This window comes from Spirochaetota bacterium (assembly GCA_034190085.1).
In the GTDB taxonomy this organism is placed as follows: domain Bacteria; phylum Spirochaetota; class UBA4802; order UBA4802; family JAFGDQ01; genus JAXHTS01.
The window spans coordinates 109,700-135,488 of the sequence record JAXHTS010000071.1 but is presented as its reverse complement, the minus strand read 5'-3'; the positions used below and the strand labels follow the sequence as shown (position 1 = coordinate 135,488).

General features: G+C 35.6%; 21 protein-coding genes. 3 read left to right on the top strand and 18 right to left on the bottom strand.

The window, feature by feature from the left end; all coding sequences use genetic code 11:
- Positions 1-2 precede the first annotated feature (2 nt).
- The 11 genes from topA to SVZ03_14320 all read right to left on the bottom strand — a co-directional run bounded on the left by topA (position 3) and on the right by SVZ03_14320 (position 10,785).
- Positions 3-2,117, bottom strand: coding sequence for a type I DNA topoisomerase (gene topA / locus SVZ03_14370; GenBank protein ID MDY6935396.1), 2,115 nt, complete (start codon positions 2,115-2,117; stop codon positions 3-5).
- A gap of 160 nt (positions 2,118-2,277) precedes the next feature.
- Entirely contained in the window at positions 2,278-2,889 is a 612-nt protein-coding gene (locus SVZ03_14365; GenBank protein MDY6935395.1) for a hypothetical protein, read from the bottom strand.
- A gap of 153 nt (positions 2,890-3,042) precedes the next feature.
- Positions 3,043-4,185 (bottom strand): DNA-processing protein DprA, encoded by a 1,143-nt coding sequence (gene dprA / locus SVZ03_14360; GenBank protein MDY6935394.1) that lies wholly within the window; start codon positions 4,183-4,185, stop codon positions 3,043-3,045.
- Positions 4,182-4,907, bottom strand: a complete 726-nt coding sequence (locus tag SVZ03_14355) for a tetratricopeptide repeat protein (protein ID MDY6935393.1) — start codon at positions 4,905-4,907, stop codon at positions 4,182-4,184. Before SVZ03_14355 ends, dprA begins: the two co-directional genes overlap by 4 nt.
- A gap of 23 nt (positions 4,908-4,930) precedes the next feature.
- Positions 4,931-5,413, bottom strand: coding sequence for an HIT domain-containing protein (locus tag SVZ03_14350; GenBank protein MDY6935392.1), 483 nt, complete (start codon positions 5,411-5,413; stop codon positions 4,931-4,933).
- An 80-nt stretch (positions 5,414-5,493) separates the two neighbouring features.
- Positions 5,494-6,366, bottom strand: a complete 873-nt coding sequence (locus SVZ03_14345) for a multiheme c-type cytochrome (GenBank protein MDY6935391.1) — start codon at positions 6,364-6,366, stop codon at positions 5,494-5,496.
- Between the two features lie 124 nt (positions 6,367-6,490).
- Positions 6,491-6,970 (bottom strand): phosphatidylglycerophosphatase A, encoded by a 480-nt coding sequence (locus SVZ03_14340; protein ID MDY6935390.1) that lies wholly within the window; start codon positions 6,968-6,970, stop codon positions 6,491-6,493.
- 3 nt (positions 6,971-6,973) lie between these two features.
- Positions 6,974-7,627: a CDP-diacylglycerol--glycerol-3-phosphate 3-phosphatidyltransferase gene (gene pgsA / locus SVZ03_14335; GenBank protein MDY6935389.1), complete on the bottom strand. Its 654-nt coding sequence runs from the start codon at positions 7,625-7,627 to the stop codon at positions 6,974-6,976.
- Positions 7,624-8,979, bottom strand: a complete 1,356-nt coding sequence (gene rimO, locus SVZ03_14330) for a 30S ribosomal protein S12 methylthiotransferase RimO (GenBank protein ID MDY6935388.1) — start codon at positions 8,977-8,979, stop codon at positions 7,624-7,626. Before rimO ends, pgsA begins: the two co-directional genes overlap by 4 nt.
- A gap of 3 nt (positions 8,980-8,982) precedes the next feature.
- Positions 8,983-10,116, bottom strand: a complete 1,134-nt coding sequence (locus SVZ03_14325) for a DUF4115 domain-containing protein (GenBank protein MDY6935387.1) — start codon at positions 10,114-10,116, stop codon at positions 8,983-8,985.
- A 3-nt stretch (positions 10,117-10,119) separates the two neighbouring features.
- Positions 10,120-10,785, bottom strand: coding sequence for an outer-membrane lipoprotein carrier protein LolA (locus SVZ03_14320; GenBank protein MDY6935386.1), 666 nt, complete (start codon positions 10,783-10,785; stop codon positions 10,120-10,122).
- 688 nt (positions 10,786-11,473) lie between these two features.
- Here SVZ03_14320 and SVZ03_14315 point away from each other — a divergent pair.
- Genes SVZ03_14315 through SVZ03_14305 form a run of 3 tightly spaced genes read left to right on the top strand, consistent with a single transcriptional unit; the run spans position 11,474 to position 17,219 of the window.
- The gene (locus SVZ03_14315) at positions 11,474-14,173 is read left to right on the top strand and encodes an adenylate/guanylate cyclase domain-containing protein (protein ID MDY6935385.1); all 2,700 of its coding nucleotides are present in this window, start codon (positions 11,474-11,476) and stop codon (positions 14,171-14,173) included.
- Positions 14,160-16,313, top strand: a complete 2,154-nt coding sequence (locus tag SVZ03_14310; protein MDY6935384.1) for a FecR domain-containing protein — start codon at positions 14,160-14,162, stop codon at positions 16,311-16,313. The genes SVZ03_14315 and SVZ03_14310 overlap by 14 nt, the downstream gene beginning before the upstream one ends.
- A 6-nt stretch (positions 16,314-16,319) precedes the next feature.
- Positions 16,320-17,219 (top strand): hypothetical protein, encoded by a 900-nt coding sequence (locus SVZ03_14305; protein ID MDY6935383.1) that lies wholly within the window; start codon positions 16,320-16,322, stop codon positions 17,217-17,219.
- Between the two features lie 56 nt (positions 17,220-17,275).
- Here SVZ03_14305 and SVZ03_14300 read toward each other — a convergent pair whose 3' ends face one another.
- From SVZ03_14300 to SVZ03_14270, 7 genes are all read right to left on the bottom strand, one after another.
- Positions 17,276-17,890 carry a hypothetical protein gene (locus SVZ03_14300; GenBank protein MDY6935382.1) on the bottom strand — a complete coding sequence of 205 codons (615 nt, stop codon included), beginning with the start codon at positions 17,888-17,890 and terminating at the stop codon, positions 17,276-17,278.
- A gap of 275 nt (positions 17,891-18,165) precedes the next feature.
- Positions 18,166-18,687 carry a YIP1 family protein gene (locus SVZ03_14295; GenBank protein ID MDY6935381.1) on the bottom strand — a complete coding sequence of 174 codons (522 nt, stop codon included), beginning with the start codon at positions 18,685-18,687 and terminating at the stop codon, positions 18,166-18,168.
- Positions 18,688-19,114: 427 nt separating this feature from the next.
- A complete protein-coding gene (locus SVZ03_14290) occupies positions 19,115-20,797 on the bottom strand; it encodes a methylmalonyl-CoA mutase family protein (protein MDY6935380.1) in 1,683 nt (560 codons plus the stop codon).
- A 238-nt stretch (positions 20,798-21,035) separates the two neighbouring features.
- Positions 21,036-21,458: a chemotaxis protein CheW gene (locus SVZ03_14285; protein ID MDY6935379.1), complete on the bottom strand. Its 423-nt coding sequence runs from the start codon at positions 21,456-21,458 to the stop codon at positions 21,036-21,038.
- Between the two features lie 102 nt (positions 21,459-21,560).
- Entirely contained in the window at positions 21,561-23,342 is a 1,782-nt protein-coding gene (locus tag SVZ03_14280) for a chemotaxis protein CheA (protein MDY6935378.1), read from the bottom strand.
- The gene (locus SVZ03_14275; protein ID MDY6935377.1) at positions 23,329-23,862 is read right to left on the bottom strand and encodes a chemotaxis protein CheW; all 534 of its coding nucleotides are present in this window, start codon (positions 23,860-23,862) and stop codon (positions 23,329-23,331) included. The genes SVZ03_14280 and SVZ03_14275 overlap by 14 nt, the downstream gene beginning before the upstream one ends.
- Before the next feature lie 35 nt (positions 23,863-23,897).
- Entirely contained in the window at positions 23,898-25,787 is a 1,890-nt protein-coding gene (locus SVZ03_14270) for a methyl-accepting chemotaxis protein (GenBank protein MDY6935376.1), read from the bottom strand.
- Positions 25,788-25,789: the final 2 nt, after the last annotated feature.

Here is a 25,789-nt window from a genome sequence, read left to right as displayed (position 1 = left end):
AATTACAATTGATTATCATCCTCATTCCTGATCGTCTTCTCATCGAGAAGCTCAACCTTATATCCGCATTTTTCATCATAACATGTGAGCATTTCACCCTTACCCTTGATCCTCTTCTTGAATAATAGTCTGCCACAAATTGGACAGTTCTTATCAGCTGGTGTATCATTGGAGATAAAATTGCAATTGGGGTAATTGGTGCAGGCATAAAAGTTTCTTCCCTTCTTTGAAGCCTTCTTGATTACGTCACCTTCACAATTGGTCATGGGACATTTGCCTAAAGGCAGAGCCTTAGAATTTCTACACTCTGGAAAACCGGGACAGGCAAGAAAGAATCCATGTTTACCAAGTTTTTTTACCATATTTTTGCCGCATTTTTCGCATATCAAATCAGTCTCCTCATCAAGAATTCCCTTCATCTCCTCCATTACTTTTTCAGCCTCATCAACAGTCAATTTAAAGGGATCGTAAAAATTCCTTAACATCACCTTCCAGTCCGATTTTGATTCTTCAACAAGATCAAGCTTCTCTTCCATTTGTGATGTGAAGTCTATAGATACTAGGTTTGAAAAATGCTTTGAAACAGCTTCATTAACCAGCTTGCCAAGGACTGTCGGTACAAGCTGTCTTCCTGACCTTATGGCATAATATCGTTTTATAAGTGTATTTATAATTGGGGCATAGGTTGAAGGCCTTCCTATACCTGATTCTTCTAATAATTTTACCAGTGAAGCATCATTGTATCTAGGGGGAGGTGTAGTATAATGTTGTTGTGGAATAATTTCCTTCATTTCCACCTCATCCCCCTCATTAAGTTTTGGCAGATCCCTTCTTTTTATTTTTTGTTCCTTTTCTACAACCCTGAATCCATCAAAAAGGACCTGGCTGCCAGTTACCTTAAATTGATATTCCCCGGCCTTCAGAATCACTGTGTTTATTTCCAGAACCTGAGGGGTCATTTGGGAGGCAACGAATTTCCTCCATATAAGGTTATATAGTCTGAATTGATCCCTTGTCAGGTCTTGTTTGATAGATTCTGGAGTCAATAATACATTAGTAGGTCTTATCGCTTCATGTGCATCCTCAGCCCCCTTTTTATTCTTATAAAAATTTGCTTTTTCCGGAAGATAAGCATCCTCGTAATTATTTCCGATATATTCACGAAGAGATTGTAATGCCGTTTGGGAGATCCTTGTTGAATCAGTTCGCATATAGCTAATAAGTCCCACAGGTCCTTGGCCTGTAATATTTATCCCTTCATATAGCTGCTGGGCTATCATCATTGTAATTGAAGATGTTAGATTGAGGGTATTAGCGGCATCCTGCTGTAGCTTGCTTGTATTGTAGGAGGCAGTTGGGTATCTCTTCCTCTCCTTCTTTTGAATATTTTCAACTATGAATTTTTCATTCTCCAACTGCTTAAGGATATTGTCTACTTCCTCCTTCCTTTTCGGTAATATTTTTTCCCCCCTGTATGTATGGATAGATGCTGTGAATTCTTTTCTATTATGATAGAGAAGGGCTTCAATAGTCCAATATTCCTCCGGGACAAATCTCTCTATTTCACTTTCACGGGAGCAGATTATCTTAAGCGCAACGGATTGAACCCGACCCGCTGAAAGCCCCTTTTTGATTTTCTTCCAGAGTAGGGGGCTAATATAGTATCCAACAATCCTATCCAGTATCCTTCTTGCCTGCTGAGCATTAACAAGGTCCATATTTATTTCTCTAGGATGTTTTACAGCCTCTTTAATGGCAGATTCAGTTATCTCGTTGAATTCTATTCTTTTTATATTACTGTTTTTTGGGGAGAGTGCATTGGAGAGATGCCAGGAGATTGCTTCTCCCTCACGGTCGGGATCTGTTGCCAGCAGTATTTGAGAGGACTTTGATGCCTCTTTCTTTAAGTCATTAAGGATTTTGGCCTTGCCTCGTATGGTAATATACTCTGGAGTAAAATTATTATCAACATCAACAGCCAAACGTGATTTAGGTAGATCAATTATATGTCCCATTGATGATGAAATAACAAATTTCTTGCCAAGGTATTTCTTGATTGTTCTCGATTTTGATGGTGACTCAACAATTACCAGTGTCTTCTCATTATCTTTTTTCATCTAGTACTCTTATAATTATTATCCGATATTATGTAATATGCGCTACAATCTCAATTTTGTCTGTATATTTGTCAGTATATATTAATTGACAATATGAATACAATAGGATGTCAAATTAAAAAAAAAATTACATTTTGTCAAATGTTAAGCAGGAAATATATTAATCGTTGAAGAGTCGTTTTATCCTTTTCTCTGGATCCCATCTTACAACAAAGTACAAGATGATAGATAAAGCTGTTGAGATAAGAGCGAAAAGAATAACCCTCTCGGATGAATAATAGATATAGGGATTGTACTCCCTCTCAAATGTCATTACCCCAACAATATTGCTTTTATTATTGATAGTATGGCAAAATCTACACCTTCTTTCTATTAAAATTGGAATAGCAGAATAATATTTCTCTCCCTTTGCCTCAGATATAATATCTGGATTTGAGGTATTCAATAATCTTATTACCCTTTCATTTTCCTCAACAGTCTCTTCCCCCGGTGCGAAAACCTCATTTCCTCTTCTGTTATATACCCTTATATCTATTTCATGCTTTTTGCTAATATCTTGAAGAAATATCCAAGCATAGACAGCTTTGCTCATCATCTTTATATTAATAAATGAATCCTTGATTATATCAAATTCTTTTTCTAGTTCGGAAAAATATCCAGATTTATAGATATAAAAAATATCCTCAGCAAAGGGGGGAATAGAAAAGATCTGGGAGATAGAAATCAACGTCAATAAGACTAAAATAATAATAAACATATATTTGATAATCAATATTGCTCTCCATGTATCACCTTTGTGTTATAATATATTTATCGTATTATTCCATTAAAAATAAAGAATGCATATAGCTTTTTATTATTACGAGTTTGTGGGAATTATGCGGTAATAATGCAGGTGATTGATGATCCTTCTCTCTGTATAGATTTATGATTTAGATATCCTGTTACCATCTCGTGTTATTTCACCTGATAGCTCAAGCATAAGAATCGCCTTATTTGCCTCACTTGTATTGCAATCTATTAAACGCACTACACTATCCATATCTTTATCACCATCTGTTAATAGATTCAATATTTTTCGTTCAATCGAATCTTCCTTAAATTCACCCTTCAAATTATTTTCATCAACAAAGACTTTTCTATTGCTGATATCTTCACTCCTATTTTCAAATTCAAGAGCATTGAGGCTTGTTTGTATATCATTTGAAATAGGTAGTTCCCTTAATATATCCTCTGTACTAGAAACCAACACTGCTCCATTCTTAATCAAATTGTGACAACCTGAATATTCCTCATCAAAGGCTAATCCCGGACATGCGAATACCTCCCTGTTTTGTTCAATAGCATATCTCGAGGTTATTAGGGCTCCGCTATTCATTCCTGCCTTAATTACTATTGTCCCAAGTGATAATCCGCTGATGATTCTGTTTCTCCTGACAAAAGTCCACTTGCCGGCAAATACATCCGGTGGATATTCAGATACTAGAGATGAATTATCTGTTGATAGGATTGCTGTGTATAAATCTCTGTTAAAGGATGGATAAATTATACCTATGCCATTAGCCAATACACCTATCGTTGATCCATTAGATTGAAGCGCGCCAAGATGAGCTTCTCTATCAATTCCAATTGCCATTCCGCTTATTATAGTAAATCCTAATTTGGAGAGTTCACTGGAAATTCTTCTAGTTACTTGGGATGATTTTTTATCATTATTTCTGGTTCCAACAATCGCTAGTGATCTAGATGTATTTAGATGACCCTTATAATACAGGAGCAATGGCGGTTTGTTTATCTCTTTTAATAAAGGCGGATAATCTCTATCCCAAAAATCAATCATCTTAATTGACTGGGAAATCGCATGATCATAGATTGCTCTAGCTGCCTCAAACGGCTCCCCTTTATACTTGGCAGAGATAAATCCTTGAACCCTTAATTTGTTTTTTCCTTCAATCCTATTGTATATCTCTGAAGGATGTGAGGTGTAGATGTAATCCCATATCTTGTTATGAGCGGGTGATGAGATGATCGATAGAGCAATTGAATATAACTTCTCTTCAGAGTTCATCCTTTTCTCGAGAGTTCCAGGATAATTCTCTCAATATTCTCCTGACAACTCTTTCGATACTCCTTTGTCTGTGGTGAGTCCGTTAGTGTATTCAGATCAGAATAGAGTGATTCATAAATCGATAGAGACTTATTGAGCCTTCCCAATTCATAATAGAACCTGCCAAGAACAAATCTAGCCCTGTAATAATCCCTATTTTTAATGATGAGACCCTCAATTATCTTGAGCCCTTCCTCTTTATCTCCCTTAGCATAAAATAGAAGGATTCCTAAACCATAACTCGCATCATAATAATTGGGTGTTATCTCCAAGGCTCTCTTATAATGATTCTCCGCTTTTCTTATATCCTCATCGCTGGCTACCTCTTGCCCTCTGTTTGCATAGGCAATTGCCAAGGAATAATGGACAATAGAGGTATCTTGACCATATCCGACCGCCTTCTCCAATGATTCAATTGCTAAATTCCAAACCCTCCTATCAAGATACTTCTCTCCAAGTTGTTGGTAAATAATGCCGAGATTATCCGCTGACTCTATCTTTTCATTTAATATTTCTTCATGTTTACTCGCTCTCTCAGTTAGCTCTTTTATGTTCTCCTTACTTACAGTCCGAACTGACTTAAATGTGAAGTAATCCTGACAGGATTCACCTCCACAATTATTAAAAACGAAAAACAAACAACTGATCATCATTATGCCCTTTTTCATCCTTATCTGAAGCATGTTTCTCCTTACTTGTTCTCCTTTCAGAGTACAAATTTATCCTTCAGCCTATTCATAATTTCAACTGGATCTGAAACATATACCCTTGTACCAGAAAGAATATCTATAAATCCAATCTCATTCCCATATCTTGGAACAATATGCTGATGAATATGAGCAATGCTGGCTCCACTTCCCTGACCTAAATTATATCCGATATTAAAGCCTGATGGATTAAATTCATCCTTTAAAATATTAATACCCTTTGTGGTCAGATGATGCATCTCAAGAGCCTCCTCATCAGTAATATCGACAAGATTCTCTACATGTCTTGATGGAAAAACCATTAAATGTCCAGGATTGAAGGGGTAGAGGTTTAATGATACTATAAAGCTCTCTGTCCTGAAAACCTCAAGAATCTTTACCTCTGAGAGTCGATCTCTAATCGCACAGAGTATACAGTCAACCTTCGGTTTGTCGCCCTTTATATAACTGATTTTTTCAGTATTGAATAAATGATTCTTCACAATTATCACTCTACCATTCAGCTAGCTAATAAATCCAATCCCTTTCCTGTCCTTTGAATTTAGGAATTATTGCAGATAATCTAATTCTCTTTTCTTCTCCTTCTGACATTACCCCAAAGAATATAGATTATAAATCCAACAGAGATTATTATTATATTAATAATAGTGAGATTATATAATAGTTTTAATCTCTTGACCAGAGCTATCTTTGTATCCAGGGCACTTTTCAGAGATTGAACCTCTAGATCAAGTATCTTTTTTGTGAATTCCATTTCATCACGTGAGAAAACATGAACAAGTTGATGAAAAAGGTGTATGGCCATCCAATGGAGATTCGTTAATTCCTTAACATCAGTATTCTCACTTGCCAAATAATCTATTTTTTTTTGAATATCATTGATGTCATTCTCAATCTTAAATATCGAATCGATTATCTCCCTTGAGTATTCAACTGAATGGCAGCCGGAGCAGGTTTTATCTGAAATAATGTGAATAGATGATTTCTGTATATTATGCTTGCCATGACAGCTTGTACAATTTGGGTCCCCTGAATCAATTACAGATTGATAATGCGGGCTTTTCTTAAATTGGTAAAAGGCCTTGCTGTGACACTCGCTTCTTCCACAAAAGTTTATAATTTCATCCTTCTTTGGCCTTCCAATGAAATCATAATCCCGAGCCTTTGAAAGCTTTTTATCAGAGGAATTCGGATTGCCGCCATGACATATATGACATTTATTTCCCTTCTTCGCATGAACACTCCTCTGCCATTCGAGTACTACAGATCTCAGTTTCCCCTTTAGCTTTATATGACAATCTATACAGGAGTTGCTCTCATCACCAACAGCTTGAGAATCCTCCTTTTCTCCATTTTTTGCATAGGTATTAAAAGCAAATATTAAATGTTGTATAGTGATTAGTATTAGAATCTTTCGAAAGGTTCCTGTTACCATTTATTCCCCCTGAATTTTCAACAGGTTATTATATGGAATGATTATTGTTGAGATTTTTATTATTGGTGTATTTCCACATCCAAAACATGGAAATCTCAATAGTAATCTAATAATTTCAAAAGTATTAATATATTGATATGCCCATTAAATGAGTTATTATTACAATAATAAGCAATAATAAATTTGTTAGTATACCTGCAACATAGTCATCCAACATCACTCCAAGACCACCCTTTAATTCCTGAAGCTTGTAAAGTGGATATGGTTTTAGGATATCTATGAACCTGAAAATAAGGAATGCAAGAATGGCAATCTTCCAGCTGAATGGATAAAACAATACAGATATCCAATATCCCATAATCTCATCCAAGACAATCTCTGAAGGATCTTCCTTCCCAAAATATATCTCTCCAGCATCCCCTAATCTGATAGAGGGGTATAACATCACTAGGACTATAACTACATTTAAGACCCAGCTAATATCTCCAAATATTAAATATTCAAATACATATATTACAAGCGCTAGCAAACTGCCTGTGGTGCCAGAGGCGATAGGGGAGTATCCTGTATAAAGGCCAGTAAATAAGAGTCTCTTCCACCACATCAACTAACTTCTTTCATCTTCGGAATGTGAAGGCCAAAAAAGTCTCCAATTTGTCATAATATACCTAATTCCTGAAATAGCAGTGAGGAGGGTGACAATAGCCATCAGACAATAGGGGCCAATAATTAACCACTTATTGGGATGATCAGAAATAAATATGTCATAAACTGAAGCAAATTCCGGATAATACCCATATTCAAATTGATCATATACGTTCATCCCTGTGCTTCTGTAGATAAATACCATTATTATAACTATAATAGAGATCATTTGGAATGTCGTTTTTATCTTCCCAAATCTGGTGGTTCTGAGAATTCTATTCTCCTTTAACGCAAGATACCTCATAAAAGTGATGAGTATATCCCTACTCACAATTATCAATATCATCCAAAAGGGAATAAGAGAATCGAGAATGAGAAATGCGATTAAGGCGGAGATTACTAAAAATTTGTCAGCAAGGGGGTCCAGGAATTTCCCAGTACTCGTTTCCTGGCCCAATTTTCTAGCGCTCCATCCGTCCAGAAGATCAGTTAATGAAGCAAAACAGAATACAATCAGCGCCAATACCCTTGATTGAACATTGGGGATGAAGATAAGATACAAGAATAGTGGTATTAATACAATTCTTAATATTGAAAGCAAATTGGGAATATTCAAATCAGCTCTCCAATTAAATCATACTCTAACGTTGAAGTAATCTTAGCTTTCACAATTGTGTTTAGAGCGACATCATCCCCTGTCAAGTAAAAAACACCATCCACCTCTGGCGCGTCAAATGTTGATCTGCCAAGCCAGGTCTTTTCATCAATTTCATCCTCAATCATAACCTCCACTTCCCAACCAATCATCCCTCTCAATTTCTGTTTTGAAATATCCTTCTGAATCATCATCAATTCATCATATCGATTCCTCTTAATTTCTTCGGGGTGATGACCTTTCAACATCGATGCCCTTGTATTCTCCTCTTTGGAATACATGAAACATCCAATCCTATCGAGTCTAACCCTTTCAATAAATTTCACTAACTCTGAAAACTCATCTTTTGTCTCACCAGGATATCCAATCATAAAGGTTGATCGTATTCTTATATTCGGAATCCTCTCCCTTAGGTTCATTACTAACCTGTAATAGCTCTGATAGTCTCCCTTCCTACTCATTGATTTGAGTATCCGTTTGCTTACGTGCTGAAATGGTATATCTATGTATTTTACTACTTTTTTGTTAATATGTATTAATTCAATAATATCATCATATAGATTATCCGGATGACAATATAACAATCTAATCCATTCTACTCCATCAATATCTGAGATCCTTTTTACAACATCCGGTAGACGATATTTATCATAGGAATATGAGGCGATGTCCTGAGCAATGATGATTAATTCCTTTGCTCCTTTTTGGACAGCCTCCTGGGAGTCATGCAAAATCATATCAATGGGGAAAGATATAAGATTTCCCCTAATTAGAGGAATGGCGCAATAGCTACAGTTATTGGAGCAACCCTCTGAAATTTTTATATATGAATATGGAAGGTTATCAATAAGAGGACTTCTTTTTTTTCTGTTACTATGTGCTGATCTAATATCAAATCTATGGCATAGGTGTTTAATGAGATTATCATCCACAAGACCGTAAAGAAGGTCAATTTCAGGTATATCACTTAATATTTCATCATAATATCTTTTGGATAGGCAACCAATAGCTACTATTTTTTTTTTAAAATTCAGGGCATCTATTTGATCACCCTTATAATATGGCAATAGATGCTCTTCATTCTGGAATACCTCTATTAGATTTATTGACTCAAAGATAACATCAATTGATTCCTTCTTCGCCTCCTCAATAAAACCACAGGTGTTGATGATGATGATGTCAGCTTCCTCAGGTGTGGATGCTCTTTTAAATCCGCAGGATAGCATTTCTCCATTAATTTTCTCAGAATCAACCAGATTTTTTGAACATCCAAGAGAAATAATATAGAAAGAAATATCACTGGATAAAAACACTTATCACCAATCTTTAACTACAATATGATATAGGTTGGGATTTTTTAAATCCTTTTTCCAGGTGATTACCTTATTTGCTACTTGACCTGAATGGCCAAATGTATAGGCCTTCCCATTTATCTTCGCTTTCAAACCTCCAGCATTGCCAATCTTTAACTGGATATACTCCACTGCCTCCCATCTTTCTCTTCTTCCAGCAGGGATTATACCCTTCATCTTCCTCATGCCATCAAGATATAATTCAAGATAAGTCTTTTGTATAAATTGAGCTTCAAATACAATTTTTAGATTTTTTTCATTTTGTGCAAAGACTTTGGTATTATCCTTATCCTTTGATATATCGTTAACAATGGAAGCGCTTTCTGTTTCACCCTCTATCTTTTGACCTAACATCACTAATAACTTTGCACGATTTTCTGTTAAACCCTTTAGTGTAAAAATAATCTCTCTTGAAAAATCCTTAACCCTAATAGTCCTTGGCTTTTCAATTTTGAAAATTTCTAGGGTGTTGCCAGGAAATATTTCCAATATTACTAAATTGTTCTTTATATCTTTTAAAAGAAACATGAATTCTTCGTTATCCACAAGAAGCTGAACCGCCTCATCCCGATATACAAGAGCATATCCGCTATCATTTGATAATGATAAATTTCTTATGTTACGAATATTTGTTCTCTTTTTTGTATTATTATACTCATTCTTAATATTCTCAATTGAATCTACATTCTCTATATCAATATCAGATTGAAAGATCCCTCGAAATATCCATCCAGCAAACGCTAAAATGATAATGATTCCGGATAAATAAAATATATTTCTATACTTATGAAAAAGACTAGAGAAATTTAATATAATTTTAGGTTGGGTTGGTTTTATCAGCTGCTCAACAGGGGTTGCGCTTTCACCTATTTTATACCCCTTAAAGGACTGTACCATCTCCTCAGCGTCCAGTTTTAGATATTCAGAATAATTTCTTAAAAAACCGACAATATATGTTTCGCTAGGGAACTTATCGAACTCCTCATTTTCTAAAGCAGTAATAAATATTGATGCTATATTCGTATCATTAGAAACATTCTTCACTGTTAGCTTTCTAGCCTCTCGTGCACTTCTAAGTCTTTCGCCAATTCCTTCCACTTTCTACTCCTCTGAAACAATAGGATTCTTGATAATTCTAGCTTTAGATGGAATATTAAACTTGAATATTCCTTTTGGATGATTAATGTCCGTGTTTATATTGCTAAATTCGATATCAACACTTTTGCCAGTTGAGGTATCTCCATGAGCTTTCGTAATTATATAATCTTCTCTAATCCATAACTTGAGTGTTCTATATCCACTTCTGCTCTCTCTCTGTTTTAAAAGCAATGTATATTTCTTGGTGCCATCTTTTTGCAATTCAGGCTGTTCCTTAGTGGCAAATTTATAATGATATTTTGAGAATAGTCTCGATAAACCACTCTTTGTCTGTGAGAAAAATAACGATCCTGACTCTACCTGTAAATCCTGTTCAGCTACAACGTTCATAGAAGGGATATATATCCACATTGTTTTGCCATCTGAGATTATCTTTAATCCATAGGGATTGTGAAAATTGACAAGCAACTTGTCAGATGTTTTATATTTGATTATTCCATGTTGAACATTTTTTGCTTCGAGTCTTTTAGTCTCAATCTTAAAATTTGCCTGATAAGAATCTATCTCTGAAAATCGTTTTTTAACACTCTTAACAATATCACTAACAGTTATAAACTCAAATTTATATCCCTCAGCCTCATACTCAGGAATACATAAAAAAAAAGTCATAAAGATGATTATGTTAAGTATATATAAATATTTTTTTGAATATTTCATAATTCTTGAATTACATATCATCAGAATATTCAAGAGGTATTATTGACATCCCTTGTATTTACTTACAAATATACATCTCAGTGGTTGATTCAGGAATTCAAGGTCTAAAGAGTAAATCCAAAGTATGTTAAGAAGTGAAAAATTGTTGATTTTAATCACTTCTTTTTAGGCTTTAAGCTGAATCCCTTTAAAAAGCCTAGGATGGTTCCATTGAGAGGCTTCTATTGATAAAGTTCAATACTAGTAGGGCAAGCCTTGAATCTTTAGCAATTAAGCAAAACTAGATGACTTTTACTATAAAACATAGTAAAGATCAATCGAATTTTCATTTAATTTAAACAAATAATTTGCCCTAACTTAGGAGATATCATCAAAAAGTCAATACTTATAATCTATTTTTATACCTAATAATAGAATCTTCTCAATTGAAAAAATTAGATAAAATTTTGTATTACTTAAATCTACCCTGGAGTTCCTTTGATCATAATTCAGTGTAAATTAATTTATTGTTGCATTTCGAATTTATATTCGGGAGACCCTAAATATTTTCATGTTTTTTTATTTGCTTTTTCATATTAATGTTGATTATAATTACTCAACAAAATGCATACACTTTTTTTTATGTAGGAAAAAGAGTAAAATGAATACCCTAACATCCTCCAAAAAGAGAACACTATTATTTGATTTTTATTCTGTTGATGATTCGACCTCTTTATATACTTTTGGGCTATCTAAAAAGAAGATTGAGAAGTTAAAACAAAAGAGGGTCAAAACCATATTTATTATCTCTTCTCATCCAGTTTATCATGAATCTTACTTACGGTTAGTACGATTTTATCAGGGATCTGGATTTGAAGTGAAGAGTATTCATATTGAGGATGTAGATGTAGAGAATCTTCCGAATGTAAAGAATGCAGCAAGGGAGATCTATGAATGTTTTAAGAAGGGGAGTTGTCAGGTTGTATCCTATGGGGAGAGTTATGCTGGAACCCTAATTTCCTGTGTCTTGATCTATGGCGGAGAGAATGTGGAAGATGCTATAGACAGAAGCAGGGAAATAAACTCTGCTTTTGTCACAAGTGAAGAGGAGTTCCTTTTCGTCTATAATTTTCAGAGATATATTAGGTCTCGCCAACATGTAGTTGGGGATCGGTTAGTATTTGATATTGGTGGAGACAGAGAATCTGAGGGCGAAGATCCCAGAGATATTAAAGATGCAATACCCAAGCGGATAATACAAAAAGATGAAGATGTCATTAGAATAACTGAGGAGGATAGATTAAGGGGGGAAGAACAACAACCTATATTTAAGGATTTAGCTGAGGGAGAAGATAGACCTTCTGATCAACCTATTATAGATACTGTATCAAGGCAGAAAGAGAGGGATGATGAATCCCTTTTAGATAAGGGAGGTAGGAAGGAAGGTATTAGAGATAGAAAGCCTTCAGTTGAAGATGAAGTAGAGAACTCCAAGTTTGGCCGATTCTATTTATCAATTAGATTTAAGCTGATTTCAATAATATCATTTCTCATAGTGCTTGCTATATCATTAATGATATTTTTAGCTACACATTTTTTTAAGGGTGATAATGAGATCAGGATTCAGGAGAATAATCTTAAGATATCAGAAGTCATTGCATTAAAGGTTAAATCAGATTTTGTTTCACTCATTGAAAAATCCAGACTAATTGTTAATGCTATGATACAGAATACTAATAAACAAGAAAGGAAGCGTTATTCTGAATTGATACTGGGAAATGATAAGGATTTCATCTTTTCTGGCATTGCAGTTATGAATAAAAGGGATTCATCCCTTAATTTTGTGAGATATACCTATAATGATTCTTTAATGAATGAGATTCAGGTCTCGAGGGATGATATTAAAGCAGCGCATAGGGCAAATAATAAAATATTTGTACGATCCTTTGATGGAGAGACCATTGTTCAAAATGTATCTCAGGTATTCAGGCTTCCTGTATTGGGACTATGCTATCCATTTCAGAAGAAAAAAAATGGAGGAGCAAGCTCAGTTCTGGTAAGTTATATAAATTTGGATAAGTTTCTCAAGGCATTTAGGTCTACAGGTATCACCAAGGCATTTATGGTAAATGATCGGGGTGATATTATTGCTCATCCTGATAGTGCTTTTGTCCTATCAGGTGGAAGTAAAATTAACCTTCCAATTGTCAAATCGATGATAAAGAGCACTCTTAATAATGGTCAGACGCGTTATAAAGATGAGAATGGCATAATTCATCTTGGTTCATTCAATAAGATAGGTTTTGGAGGATGTGGGGTTATCGCCACAGTAGAGGAAAAGATAGCCTTTCAGGAGGTCTATAATATACAGCGACGAAATATCTATTTGATGATTATTACACTAACCGTTGTGATTTTGATAGTTTTTTTCTTTGGGAAGACCCTTACCACACCTATTATCAGGCTCCTTTACGCCACTAAGAAGATCAAGGGTGGTGATTATCATGTGGATATAAGGCCTTCTACGAGCGACGAAATCGGCGAATTGACTAATGCTTTTATTGATATGGGCAGGGGGCTTGAGGAGAGGGAAAAGATAAAGACGGCCTTTGGTAAATTTGTGAATCCAGAGTTGGCTGATATGGTAGTTCGAGATGAGATCCATTTGGGTGGGGAGAGGAAGACCGTTGCGATTCTATTTTCTGATATACGCTCCTTCACAGCAATTTCTGAGAGACTTGAACCTGAGGAGGTAGTGGATTTTCTTAATGAGTATATGACATTGATGGTAAACTGTATAGATCAGATGGGCGGTGTTGTGGATAAATTCATCGGTGATGCGATTATGGCGGTATGGGGGGTGCCAGTTTCAAAGGGCAATGATACAGAGAACGCAATCAATGGGGCTCTTTTAATGAGAAAGGCTCTGATAGAGTTTAATAAGGGTAGGGGAGGACCGAAACGACCAACAATAAAGATTGGGTGTGGAATAAATGTTGGGCCGACTCTTGCAGGGCAGATCGGCTCTGAGAATAGGATGGAGTATACGGTTATTGGAGATGCAGTGAATCTTGCATCAAGAATAGAGGCGCTGAATAAGCCCTTTGGCACGGACATATTGGTTAGTGAAGAGACCTATAATTTAGTGAGAGATGTATTTGCTGTAGAGAAGATGAAGCCAATAAAGGTTAAGGGAAAAGAGGAGCCTCAACAGATATATGCAGTTCTCGGGAGGATTGATGATTCGCAATGTCCAAGGACTATTGATGAGCTTAGGGCTCTTTTAGATATTGAGGAGCAACCATTTCGTCGCAGAAGGGAAGATCTGGACGGAGAAGAAGTAAAATATGAAGTTGTTTAATGGTGATTATATTGCTTTGGGATTTGGAGCTGTTATAATCAGCACCTTTTCTTTCTTATTCTATTTTGATATAACTAACAAGGTAGAGGTTGGCGCGGCTGAGGTGGTTGGCAATATCAAATATAAGAGAAATACTGCTCAGAGGAAGTATTCTTCACAGGTTGTATGGGAGAATATTGAAAGGGATGAAATTTTATATAATAACGATTCTATTAGAACTGCTGATCTTTCTGAAGCGGTGATATATCTTAAGGATGGCACTGAAATTGCACTCAATGAAAATAGCATGATTATGCTAGCATTATCAAAAGATCAGATTAGCGTAGACTTTTCTCATGGATCAATGCTTGCATTAAGGGATGGCGCATCTGGAAAGCAAAAATTGAATATAAAATCTGGGAAGACCACAATTTCACTCAAGAATAGCAATGTGAAACTTTCACAAAATAAAGGAAAAGATTTAAATCTATCAGTAAGCAAGGGGAATGCGGAGATCAGCGCTGGCAGTGGAGCAAAGGTGGTTAATACAGATGAGCGTGTAATAGTGACTAAGGATGCTAAAGAGTTTGAGGTGGAGAAATTAAAATTAAAATTAGTAAATCCAATACCTAATAGCTATTTTCTTGTCGCTTCAAAAAAGAAAAGGATAAATTTTTCATGGGAACCTGTTAAAGGTAAACTCCTTTTATTCATAGAGATGTCTCGAGACAATACGTTTGATAAAACTATCGTAAAGAAGAAGGTAAAGCAAAATTTCACAAATATTATGCTCCAAGAGGGGATATACTATTGGCGGATAAAATCAGTAAATACAATTACAAAGAAGATTGATTTGAGTGATTCCAGAAGGCTGACAGTTCTCAGAGATGAACCAGTGATATTGTTTTCTCCAAGGGATAGGGCAGCTGTGGCCTATAGAACATCACTTCCAATAATAAATTTTAAATGGAGTAAGAGTGAGATTGCCAAGGGTTACGATTTGATCCTTTCAAGGGAGAAGGCAATGACTAATATACTGCATACATTTAAGGCTTTGGATAACAGTTTTGCAGTTGACTCATTAACACAAGGCACCTATTTTTGGAGGGTCGAGAAGGTATTTGGAATAAGCGCTGATTCACCAGTAAGATCGAGTAAGATATATAAATTAATTATTGATAAAAAGGAATTGGTTGAGCCGCCTGAGTTGATTTATCCTGTAAATAACAAGAATATAAGCAAAGTGCTAATAGAAAAGCGGCGTGTAGCGTTTTCATGGAAAAAGAATTTTGAGATTATTAAATCGAAGTATTATATAGCTAAAGATGAAAATTTTGAAAATATTGTATATTCTTCAACCAGCAATCAGAATTTCTTGCAATTCAATGAGAATCTTCCTTTAGGCAGATATTTTTGGAGAGTAGTGGGTGTTCTTGAAGGTGAAGAGGAGACAGCCCCTTCACTTGCGAGGGCTTTTCATGTTATTAAGACGGAGATTCTTGAACTTATTTCACCCAAAGTGAATTCTATATTAACCCCTAAAGGGGATGATAAATATGCTAATGTGCGGTTTACATGGAAGAGGACAGATATTGATGGGAGATACAGTCTTCAGGTTTCCAAGAACCAGAATTTTAAAAAGATATTTAAGGAGAGTCTTGTAGATAAATATTCTGAGAGTTTATCTGATATTAAACCAGGTAGATATTATTGGAAGGTTTCACTTATTGATAATGACGGAACCGAACTAATAAAGAGCAATCCTCGGGCAATTTTGGTAAAGGATAGACTCGATAAGCCCGATGTAATATTTCCGCACAACAAAGATATCGTCAATATGAGCGATCGTGATGAATTAACCTTCACATGGAAGGGATTGAAGGGAGCGAATGTATACAGTATAAATCTGTTTCAGATAAAGAACAACATAAAATATCAGATAATGAGGAGGAAGACTAAGAAAACCAATATAAGATTTGGTGAATTGAGTAAACTCGCTGAAGGAAAATTTTTCTGGACATTACAAGCCTTTGATAAGGATAATAGTACTCATAAGATTATTAGAGAGAGCCCTATGATAAAAACAGATTTTGTTATTACTCTTGGGAAACGCATGAAAAAACCTAAGGTAAGAACACTTAAAATTCTCACCCTTGAATAATATTCCATGCTCAATGTTATTAAAACACTATCACTAACCCTTATTATTCTAATATTTAATAATACAGATAATACCTATGCCCAAAAAAGTGCTGAGATAAAAACGAAAAAAACGAGAATTAGTTGGGAAGAGGTTGAAGGCGCGAAAAGATATAGGGTTCATATAACAAATGTATATGGAAAACTTATTTTAAAAAGGGATGTCAGTTCAAATTTTGTTGATTTCATCATATCGCCTGGAAATTATCGTATAAGGATTGGTGCGATAAATAAATTTAATAAGGTGGGCAGTTGGTCTGATTGGGCAGATATAAAAATACAGAGGGCCACGAAATACAAAATAAAGGAGAAGAAAAGGGATAAGGTCCCATCAGAATTTGGTTTAAAACTGGGTATTGGTGTTCCCTATTTCCAGCTTCTATCTGAATGGGATTCTCTTTATCATAATTCTTTTTCAGGTGTATACGTTAATATCGGTTATTGTTTAGGTAATTTTCTCCATTTTAACCTGTTTCATGCTTTCAGGTTTATAGGATTAGAGATCGAGAGCACTTATACACGATTTAAATCAAAAGATGCATTTAACAGGGAACATGTTGAAATGAGTAATATTATTGCCGGATGCAATCTGTTCTTTACAACACGATTCAGCATTCCATTCAACTTTATTCTACGAGGTGGAGGTGGGGTCGCATTTACGAAACAGGATAGAGATATGTCTGATTTTAATGAAGAAGAGGATGTAACAACATCTCAGGATCCCTATTATAGGGTTGGTCTTTCAATTGAATACAGATTTGCTAAGCATCTTTATTTAGAAACTGGTATAGATTATTATGCAATAAAATTTCTCGAAGAGCAATTAAAGAGTATGAGATATTTCTGCCTAATCGGAGTAAGAATCTAATAATCTGTAATAGTTTAGGCAATCATCTCCCAATTTGAAGATGTCTACTATAAAATCTACAATGTATAAATTTCTCTTATATCCTTCTCTGGATAGACTAGATTTCCTCCTTCATCAAGTATTTGGTTTCTATATTTATTAACAAAAATTACTTCAAGGGTTTCTATATGATGAATTGATTCAAGCGCCTTCATTTCATTGAGTAATTTTTTATATTTATCATAAGAATCGGATATAATCTCAACAATAAAGGAATTTTGACCCTGTATGTGAAGAATGGAATGGACAATTGAGTGAACCTTTAGTAATTCTATCAGTTCTTTATCGTGATGAGGGTTATCGATCATCATGAAAAAATGAAATTTTTCCTTTAGATTTTGATAACATGAAAGTTTGAAATCGGTCTTCTGTTTATGAACATCAATTACCTTCTGTGTATGCAGGGATATTATTGCTGGCATTCCTGATGATAGCTCTATAGATTTGAATTGGTTGATCCAATCCTCCAACTGTTTCTTGTTGTCGAAATTTGCATCAATCAAATAACTATATCTTCCCATAATATGAAATAATGATACTACATTACTACTGGTCTTTAGTACTCTAGTTAATTCGTTACTTTCTCCCCAATTTTGGATGAAGATGATTGCATAGAGTGTATTCTCTGACATGCGACCTCCTGTTTTGTTGATTGTGATTTTATTAGAGTAGAATACTTATATTTAACTCTTTTACTCATGTTACTCATAGTTAATACATATGGTTTTGAAAGGGTATTTGGTGTTAATAAATATGTCAATAGGATTTAGACATTGTTGTTCATTACTGTGAGGGATGTTCGTACCTTAGGTTGACTGAAATAGATTAGATAATATTATTGAAAGAGTGATTATACTCCTCACCTCAAGGGAGGAGCAAGAACCTCTTGATATAATGTTGGATTAAATTAGTTAGTACCAAAAATAGAGAATAATAATACCGATAATAAAGAGTATATTACCCATCCGATGAAGCAAACCCCTACAGCTCGTAAGGTGCTATTGTAATCAAGGGCTTGCCTAACAGCGATAATCATAGCAACGAGCATCCAAATAGAGGCTGCAATAAAGATCAATCCACCAAGTCCAGGAATAATACCCAGCACACGAATAATACCAGGGGAGCTTGAAAAACCGATAGTGCGCAACAGTTCTCCTAAATCCGCGCTTGTCTGTGGTTCGGGTAGGAATTTAGTGCCTATTAGATAGGTGAGATAGGCCCATACATACCATCCGATGAGGGCTACTATGGTTCCCATAATTATTCCGCTTAGTCCTCCAATTGCTATGCTTCCTATTCCAGAAGCAATGCTTGAGAGAACAACAACCCCCATCGCTTGACTAGTTGCTCCAGTATCAGCCTCAACCTCTTCATAAAGGTCGACATCCAGTTTAGCAGCACGAATCATACGATTATTGAAACTGTTCATTGAATCCTCCGATCTTCATGATAAACGTCTTCAACGAGATAGAACTCCAAGATTCAAATGCAAAGATGTATAGGTTTCCTGCAATTTAATGATCCCTATTCATTCTATAACATCACTTGAATCAATAAGGTTTCAAAAACTATACTCAGTGGATATAATTGCAAGTGATATTTGATATAATATTATTAAGATAAAATAAAATCCTCAAATTCTATGAATTAATCATATGAGTCCTTCTATCTGAGGAAAAGCTTTCTCAACAACTAGGCGCGTTGCCGAAAAAACGCTGTGCTGATCACCATGAGGGGTACAATCAATACTTGCTTATGGGGTTTAAAATGCTGGTCAATACAGCAATGAGGGGCTTATTCCAATAATCACAATAACAAGATTAATCCATTTAATCCACTTTATTTGTTAAGATATATCACGCAAGCAATCTAGATGAGATTATTTCATTGAAAATCTCCTCCATTGAAGAATAGCCCTGAGACTTTGCCATAACCTGCCCAACCTCACCCTGTGTTATATAGCACTTTACCGCCTTAATCATTGGAGGAAGGATATTCTCTTCGCTCTTATAGGCCGCAAGAAGCCTTTCCTTGGCCATCTCAACCTTCTTGTCATCCCTCTCACTTCGGACCTTATTCAGCCGTCTGATCTGTTTATCCCTAATAGAAGGATTATACTCGTTAATTGCCTGGAAGTCTGCATATTCCTGTAATACCTTAAATGCCTCCATCTGTATATCATACTCATCAACCAGTGTATTAACACCTACGTGGAGCCGCCTTCCACTATCGATCTCCTCCTGCCACCTGAGGGCCGCTTTTCGGAGTTCATCCTGCATCCAATTAAAGGCCTTAAATGCACCACCCTTAGACTGAATGGTGTCAATAATATTTCGAGCATCCTCCTCAATCTTATTTGTAAGCCATTCAATGTAATATGAGCCGCCCAAAGGATCGATCACTGATGTTATCCCTGTTTCGAGATCAATAATCTGTTGTGTCCTAACAGAGAGCGAAGAAGAGAACTCAGTCGGTGTGGCAAAGGCCTCGTCGAATGAGTTTATATGAATTGACTGAACGCCGCCCATAATGGCAGCAAGGGCATAGATTGTGCTCCTGATCAGGTTATTGAAGGGTTGACATTTTGTAAGGGTTGGAGCATAGGTCTGGCAATGCATCCTTGCCATTAAAGATCGAGGATCAGTAACACCATATCTTTCACGAAATGTTCGAGCCCATATCCTCCTCAATGTCCTGAACTTAGCGACCTCTTCAAAAAATTCGGGACCTGAGTTGACAAACCAGGTTATCCGATGAAGGAAATCATCAATCTTTAGACCTCTATTGATAAGCTCATCAACAGTAGCCATAGTTAAGGCAACACCAAATGCTATCTCCTGAGCGGCAGTGCATCCACCCTCCCTTGTATTACGCATATCAAGATATCCAGCGTTATAGAGAGGCATGTTCCGTGCGCAATATTCAATGATATCCAGACACTCCCTATCCGGCCTAAGCATGTTGGAGATGCTTCCTCTTAGTTCATGAAGTTCAATACCCTGCCTCTCAGCAATCACAATGTAATTGGCCAATGCAAAACTGGACCCAGTGATGAGATGAACCGGGTACTTCCTCAAATCTATACCATTGAAGAGGGTTTCATAATCATAAAGCGAATCACAGACCACCTCATCCTTTCCCACGAATCCATCCATCCTCTCATCATCAGCATCTGGACCCCAGCCTCTCAATCCCACAACCGCAAGGGCTGTCGCACCAAGAGATAAAAGGAATTTCCACCTCTCGTTAGTCTCCTCAGCAGTGCCGATCCCAGTAACCTGCCTTATGTTTATTGTGCGGGAATGATAACCTGCATGGAAAACACTACGAGTGAAGGGATACTGACCTGGAAATGAAATATCCTTTAAGAAATCGGATTCTTCAATATCCAGAGGACTGAAAAGGGGCTTTACTGAAAGACCGGAGATTGTCACATGCTCCTTTCCTGAATCCGGAATCTTTGCCAATACCTGACGCACCTCCTCATCATATTTCCTCCTAGCCTCTTCAAGCCTCTCTAAATCATTCTTGTTTAACATGTTTTACACCTCCTCCCCTAATATTTACTTTTGTTATTTATATGTTTATTGACCTATTGGATTAACACCTTCATCTCAACAATAATAATCCAAAAGCGACTATTGCAATCAGCAACAGGTTGTTATTATAAAAACAACAGTATAATTCAATTTGCAAGGATATTTTACTAGGGGAAAATTTATGAGGATAAGTATAGTATTACATCAAGGACACAAACAAAATCATACCCAAGGTTATTCATAATGTCATACGACCGAAGGATCTTATTAAAGAATCGCAGTCCAATACTATACTCACCTCGTTCATAAAAACTTCGAAACCCTCGATGACATTGGGATCAATTCCTTTAATTATTGGAACAGGTGTTTTAAATTCCCTTACAAAGCCATCTCCAATATGTAGAATTTCATCTACCAGAATACCGTAAGGGATTGAGATACTATTAATAAATATTATCCTTGGATTCCTCTTATTTTTATTATGTAGATTTAAGAGTTTCCTGATATTCAATACCTTTATATTCATATTTTCACTTTCAGAAGTACTATTCTGTAGAAGTCTCTGCCTTTCTAATAAATCGACTCGTCCAACTATTTTAATAATTCCGTCAGTCCTTATTGAGAAAACTGATTTCTCAATTCTAAATCTTAAGAGGTTCATATATTCACATATTATCAGTGTATTGTTTCATCTAGTTTAGAGAACATCTGTTGAAGTAATGAAAGTCACAGATTATCAATATATATACCTAAAGCCTCAATTTCAGTGTAATCCTATACAGGGTTCATGGTTATTCTTGAGAAAATATTCGTCCATCTCTGTAAGTATTCCATCAATATTTAGAATAAGTGAAACATTCCCATCCTCAAGGATGGTTGCGCCTTGGAAGTTTCTGAGCCTTGATATATGAGACCCCATTCCCTTTACAACAATACTATCAAAACAGATTACTCTGTCTACATACAATGCAGCAATTCTTCCCAATGAATTTACAACTACAAATGAATGCACATCATCTTCATTGAAGATGGGTGAATAACTCTCACCTATGAAAAGACTATTTAAATCAATTACAGGGATACTCTTTCCATTAAAACTAAGTGTATAGCGCTCTCCAACATTTCTGATTAGATTGCCTGACAACTTGACAATCTCAATGATATTATCAATGGGTATAGTATATATTTCATTTGAAACTTCAATTATAATAACCTCTGACATCACCAGTGTAAGAGGAAGCGTAATTGAGAAGGTTGTTCCCTCTCCTTTTTCAGAGGTTACCTTAACATCGCCTTTTAGCTTTTTGACATTTTCCATGAGGACATCCATCCCAACTCCCCTTCCAGATATTTCTGAAATCATATCCTTTGTTGAAAAGCCTGGAAGAAAAATTGTATTCAATACATCCTCCTCAGTCATTTTTTCTATAGAATTTTCCGAATATAATTTCATAAAGACAGCCTTTTTTTTAATCCCTTCAATGTCAATACCCCTACCATCATCGCTAGCCTCAATTACAACAGATCCTTCATGATAAAATGCCTTTAATATAATATTTCCAACATGAGTCTTGCCATACTCTTCCCTCTCTTCACTTAGCTCAATACCATGATCTATTGCATTTCTGATTATATGCACAAGGGGATCATACATCTCCTCTATTACCTTTCTGTCAACCTCAGTCTCTTCACCAAATGATTGTATATTTACCTCCTTGCCTTCTGCTATTGATATATCACGCGCAATTCTGATTGCTCTATTGAATAATTGCTGAATGGGAACCATCCTCATCTGGAGCAGATTTGATTTTAATTCATCTGATACAAAATCAACTTCATCAGATTTTTCTGAAAGATCTTCGAAACTCATTAGCAGATCACTAAAAACCTTTTGCAGTTCATATACATCTGAATAATTTCGATCACCTTGTCCTGCTTTTAGTAGTGCAATATTATTCTTTAGAGTTAAAAATTTATTTTTCAGGATCAATATTTGATGCTTAAGCATTCTTTCATTTATATAAACTTCACCAGCGCAATTGATGAGTTTATCTATTCTATCAATATCCACCCTTATACTATTTCTCTTGCTTGTTAGCGTTTCGATTGTTGATGATTCAAGTGTGCTCTCCTCCTCTGCAATTGCCTTGCCCTCAATAATCTGTTGTATTTCATTGCTGATTATATTCGTATTAATATCCTCAATATTTTCATTTTCTCCAGCCCTTATTAATAAATCCTGAATCATATCCCGTGCACTTAATAAAATAGTCCCAATATAATGATTCATCCTCAACTCTTTTGCCCTCAACTTGGAAAGGAGTGTCTCTACCTGATGTGCAAATTTTGATATGGGTATAAATTCATCAATATTTCCGGTTGTACCCTTAATGCTATGAAAGGCTCTGAAGATTTTGTTAATCTGATCATTCTTATCTGGATTCTTCTCCAGATCAATTATATAAAGATCAAGTTCAGTAATGAGCTCCCTTGATTCATCAAGAATGTTTTTGATAATCTCAGGAGACAGGTCATCTCTTTTCATAGCTTCTCAATCTCTCTGAATTTATAATTTTATCAATAGCCAACACAACCAAGGACCTTTCTTCAGTATCCATAATCCATTGAATAAATTCGACAATGAGTCCACCTCCAGATTCCGAAAATTTTTCCATTGCCCCAACCTGTATCTGTTCGATTCCGATTATAGAACTTACTAAAATACCTGTGGTGATTTCCCCGTTTCCGATAAGAATAATTCTTGATTTCTCCCCTATCTCAATCCATTCAGAAAAGAGGAAAAGACCGCAGTCAATACAAGAGATTATTTCTCCCCGCACATTCATCAATCCCAGAACAAAATCCTCTGTAAAGGGCACAGGTGTTATCTTCTGTGGTTTAAGGATCTCATATATGCCATTATTCTGAAATCCGAGTTCCCTATCATTTACTTTGAATATGAGAATATCTATTGTTTCCAACTCTTCTTCAGATGAGGTTACGATGACATTAGAGTCAATCTCTAAAACATAATCATCACTTTCAATTATATCTGAACTTGACATATGCCGGTCCTCTCCATTTTATAATGTATAGAGGTTCAAAGCTTAAACCTTTTTACATATTCGATAAGAGTATTAGCATTATCCATTAACTCCACAGCGGCCCTAGCCGTCCCCTCTGCAGCATTCGTTGTTTCTTGAATTGATATGTTCATCTCCTCTACAGAACCCTTGAGGGACTCAGTAGTAATCCGCTGTTCTTCTGTAGCCGTGGAGACCTCGATCATCATCTTTGATGTATCACTGAAGTCATTATACAGACCCTTAAATACTGACTCAAGTTCCATGATGATATTGCCGGTGTTTTCAATATCATCTGCCTCAGTCTTAATCAAACCTGCGGATTCTCCAATGCTATCCTGAATCTCCTTTAAAATTTTTTCAATATCTCCTGTAGAAAGGGAAATCCTTTCAGATAACTTCCTCATTTCACTTGCAACAACTGAAAATCTCCTTCCAGACTCTCCAGCAGATGATGCCTCAATAGAGGCATTTAGCGCCAAGAGATCACTCTTATCAGCTATATTTAAAATAATATTTATAATATCACTTATATTTTCTGCCTTTCTCTGCAGTTCCATAAAAGTATCATTTATCTTATCTGAAATCTTCTTTGTTGAAATCACCATATCAATTGCCTTTTCAGTAAGGGATTTAGCTCTTTCTGCAATTTGGGTGTTTTCGCCTGCTTTAAGGGATACAATACCTGCATTATCGGCAACATGCTTAATCGATCCAGTCAACTGTGAAAAAGAAGAAGAAATATCTGAGATCATGTCTACTTGTGTATTTGCAGCGCCTGCCATCTCTTCACTTATCGCAGATATTTCATTTACTGTTGAGGATGTGATGTTGATAAGATAGTTTATACTTCCAACTATGCTTTTCAGATTCTCCTTCATGGAAAAGAATGCATCTCCCAGATCTCCATCTATTCTATTATCCAAAATCTCATTTTTAAGGTCCCCCTCTGAAATAGCCTTTGCCTGATTCGCCAGCAGCTTCAAATTATATACCATCTTACTGAACTCCTCGCCCAGATCTCCGATTATTTTATTATCCAGAATTCTATCTGTTAGGTTCCCATCAGATATTGACTTAGCCTGATCTCGCAAATCCCTTAGGGAATTTAATAATTCATTAAGATGCATTATTATCTCTCCCATTTCATCTCTATTCATTATTTTTATCTCTTGAGAGAGATCGCCATTCTTGGTTATATCCTTTATTGTATCAATGGCTGAGCTAACGGATAATTTTATGTTTTTTGAAATAAAAATTGATATAAAGATAATTATTACTATTAGCACAATGGTACTTATGAGAGAAATCGATTTTACTTTAGAGCTAGCCGTGTTGGCATCAATATGGAAATTCATTGCTAATTCATCAGTATGATTACTCATTAAGTCCATCAATTCAATAAGCTTGCCTACATGCTTTTGGCTCCAACCTTTCATTATCAATAAAGCCTCACTAGAGCTTCTATTTGTTATCAAGTGGGTTACTTCATCAATAATAGCCTTCCAGTCTTTAAAATTATCTTTTGCTTTGGCAATAAGCTCCTTCCCCTTTTCATCTGTCATTCTCTCTTCTATAATCCTGAAATGATTATCAACATTATCCTTATAGTCCTCAATTCTTGATATAGCCAATTCAATATCAGCTCTGCCTTTTTTGAAAAGAACATTATCCATCATTTCATTTTTAATCTGTAATATATCCTTCTGTGCCCCATAGACATTATTAGCAATAATATATGGATAGTAATACATTTTATCGGTAAGACGGCTGATGGTAGACATTCCGATGATGAAGAAAATACATATAATCAAACCTAATAGCGTTACAACTATATGTGCGCTATAAACCTTGCTAACGATCCTCATATTTTTATATCTGTTGAATAATTTCATTTTATAATTCATTA

Excerpts from the sequence above, each read along its gene's own strand:
- topA (MDY6935396.1), bottom strand. The coding sequence starts at position 2,117 with ATGAAAAAAGATAATGAGAAGACACTGGTAATTGTTGAGTCACCATCA.
- dprA (MDY6935394.1), bottom strand. The coding sequence starts at position 4,185 with ATGAACTCTGAAGAGAAGTTATATTCAATTGCTCTATCGATCATCTCA.
- SVZ03_14355 (MDY6935393.1), bottom strand. The coding sequence starts at position 4,907 with ATGCTTCAGATAAGGATGAAAAAGGGCATAATGATGATCAGTTGTTTG.
- SVZ03_14345 (MDY6935391.1), bottom strand. The coding sequence starts at position 6,366 with ATGGTAACAGGAACCTTTCGAAAGATTCTAATACTAATCACTATACAA.
- SVZ03_14340 (MDY6935390.1), bottom strand. The coding sequence starts at position 6,970 with ATGTGGTGGAAGAGACTCTTATTTACTGGCCTTTATACAGGATACTCC.
- SVZ03_14320 (MDY6935386.1), bottom strand. The coding sequence starts at position 10,785 with ATGACTTTTTTTTTATGTATTCCTGAGTATGAGGCTGAGGGATATAAA.
- SVZ03_14315 (MDY6935385.1), top strand. The coding sequence starts at position 11,474 with ATGAATACCCTAACATCCTCCAAAAAGAGAACACTATTATTTGATTTT.
- SVZ03_14310 (MDY6935384.1), top strand. The coding sequence starts at position 14,160 with ATGAAGTTGTTTAATGGTGATTATATTGCTTTGGGATTTGGAGCTGTT.
- SVZ03_14305 (MDY6935383.1), top strand. The coding sequence starts at position 16,320 with ATGCTCAATGTTATTAAAACACTATCACTAACCCTTATTATTCTAATA.
- SVZ03_14300 (MDY6935382.1), bottom strand. The coding sequence starts at position 17,890 with ATGTCAGAGAATACACTCTATGCAATCATCTTCATCCAAAATTGGGGA.
- SVZ03_14295 (MDY6935381.1), bottom strand. The coding sequence starts at position 18,687 with ATGAACAGTTTCAATAATCGTATGATTCGTGCTGCTAAACTGGATGTC.
- SVZ03_14290 (MDY6935380.1), bottom strand. The coding sequence starts at position 20,797 with ATGTTAAACAAGAATGATTTAGAGAGGCTTGAAGAGGCTAGGAGGAAA.
- SVZ03_14285 (MDY6935379.1), bottom strand. The coding sequence starts at position 21,458 with ATGAACCTCTTAAGATTTAGAATTGAGAAATCAGTTTTCTCAATAAGG.
- SVZ03_14280 (MDY6935378.1), bottom strand. The coding sequence starts at position 23,342 with ATGAAAAGAGATGACCTGTCTCCTGAGATTATCAAAAACATTCTTGAT.
- SVZ03_14275 (MDY6935377.1), bottom strand. The coding sequence starts at position 23,862 with ATGTCAAGTTCAGATATAATTGAAAGTGATGATTATGTTTTAGAGATT.
- SVZ03_14270 (MDY6935376.1), bottom strand. The coding sequence starts at position 25,787 with ATGAATTATAAAATGAAATTATTCAACAGATATAAAAATATGAGGATC.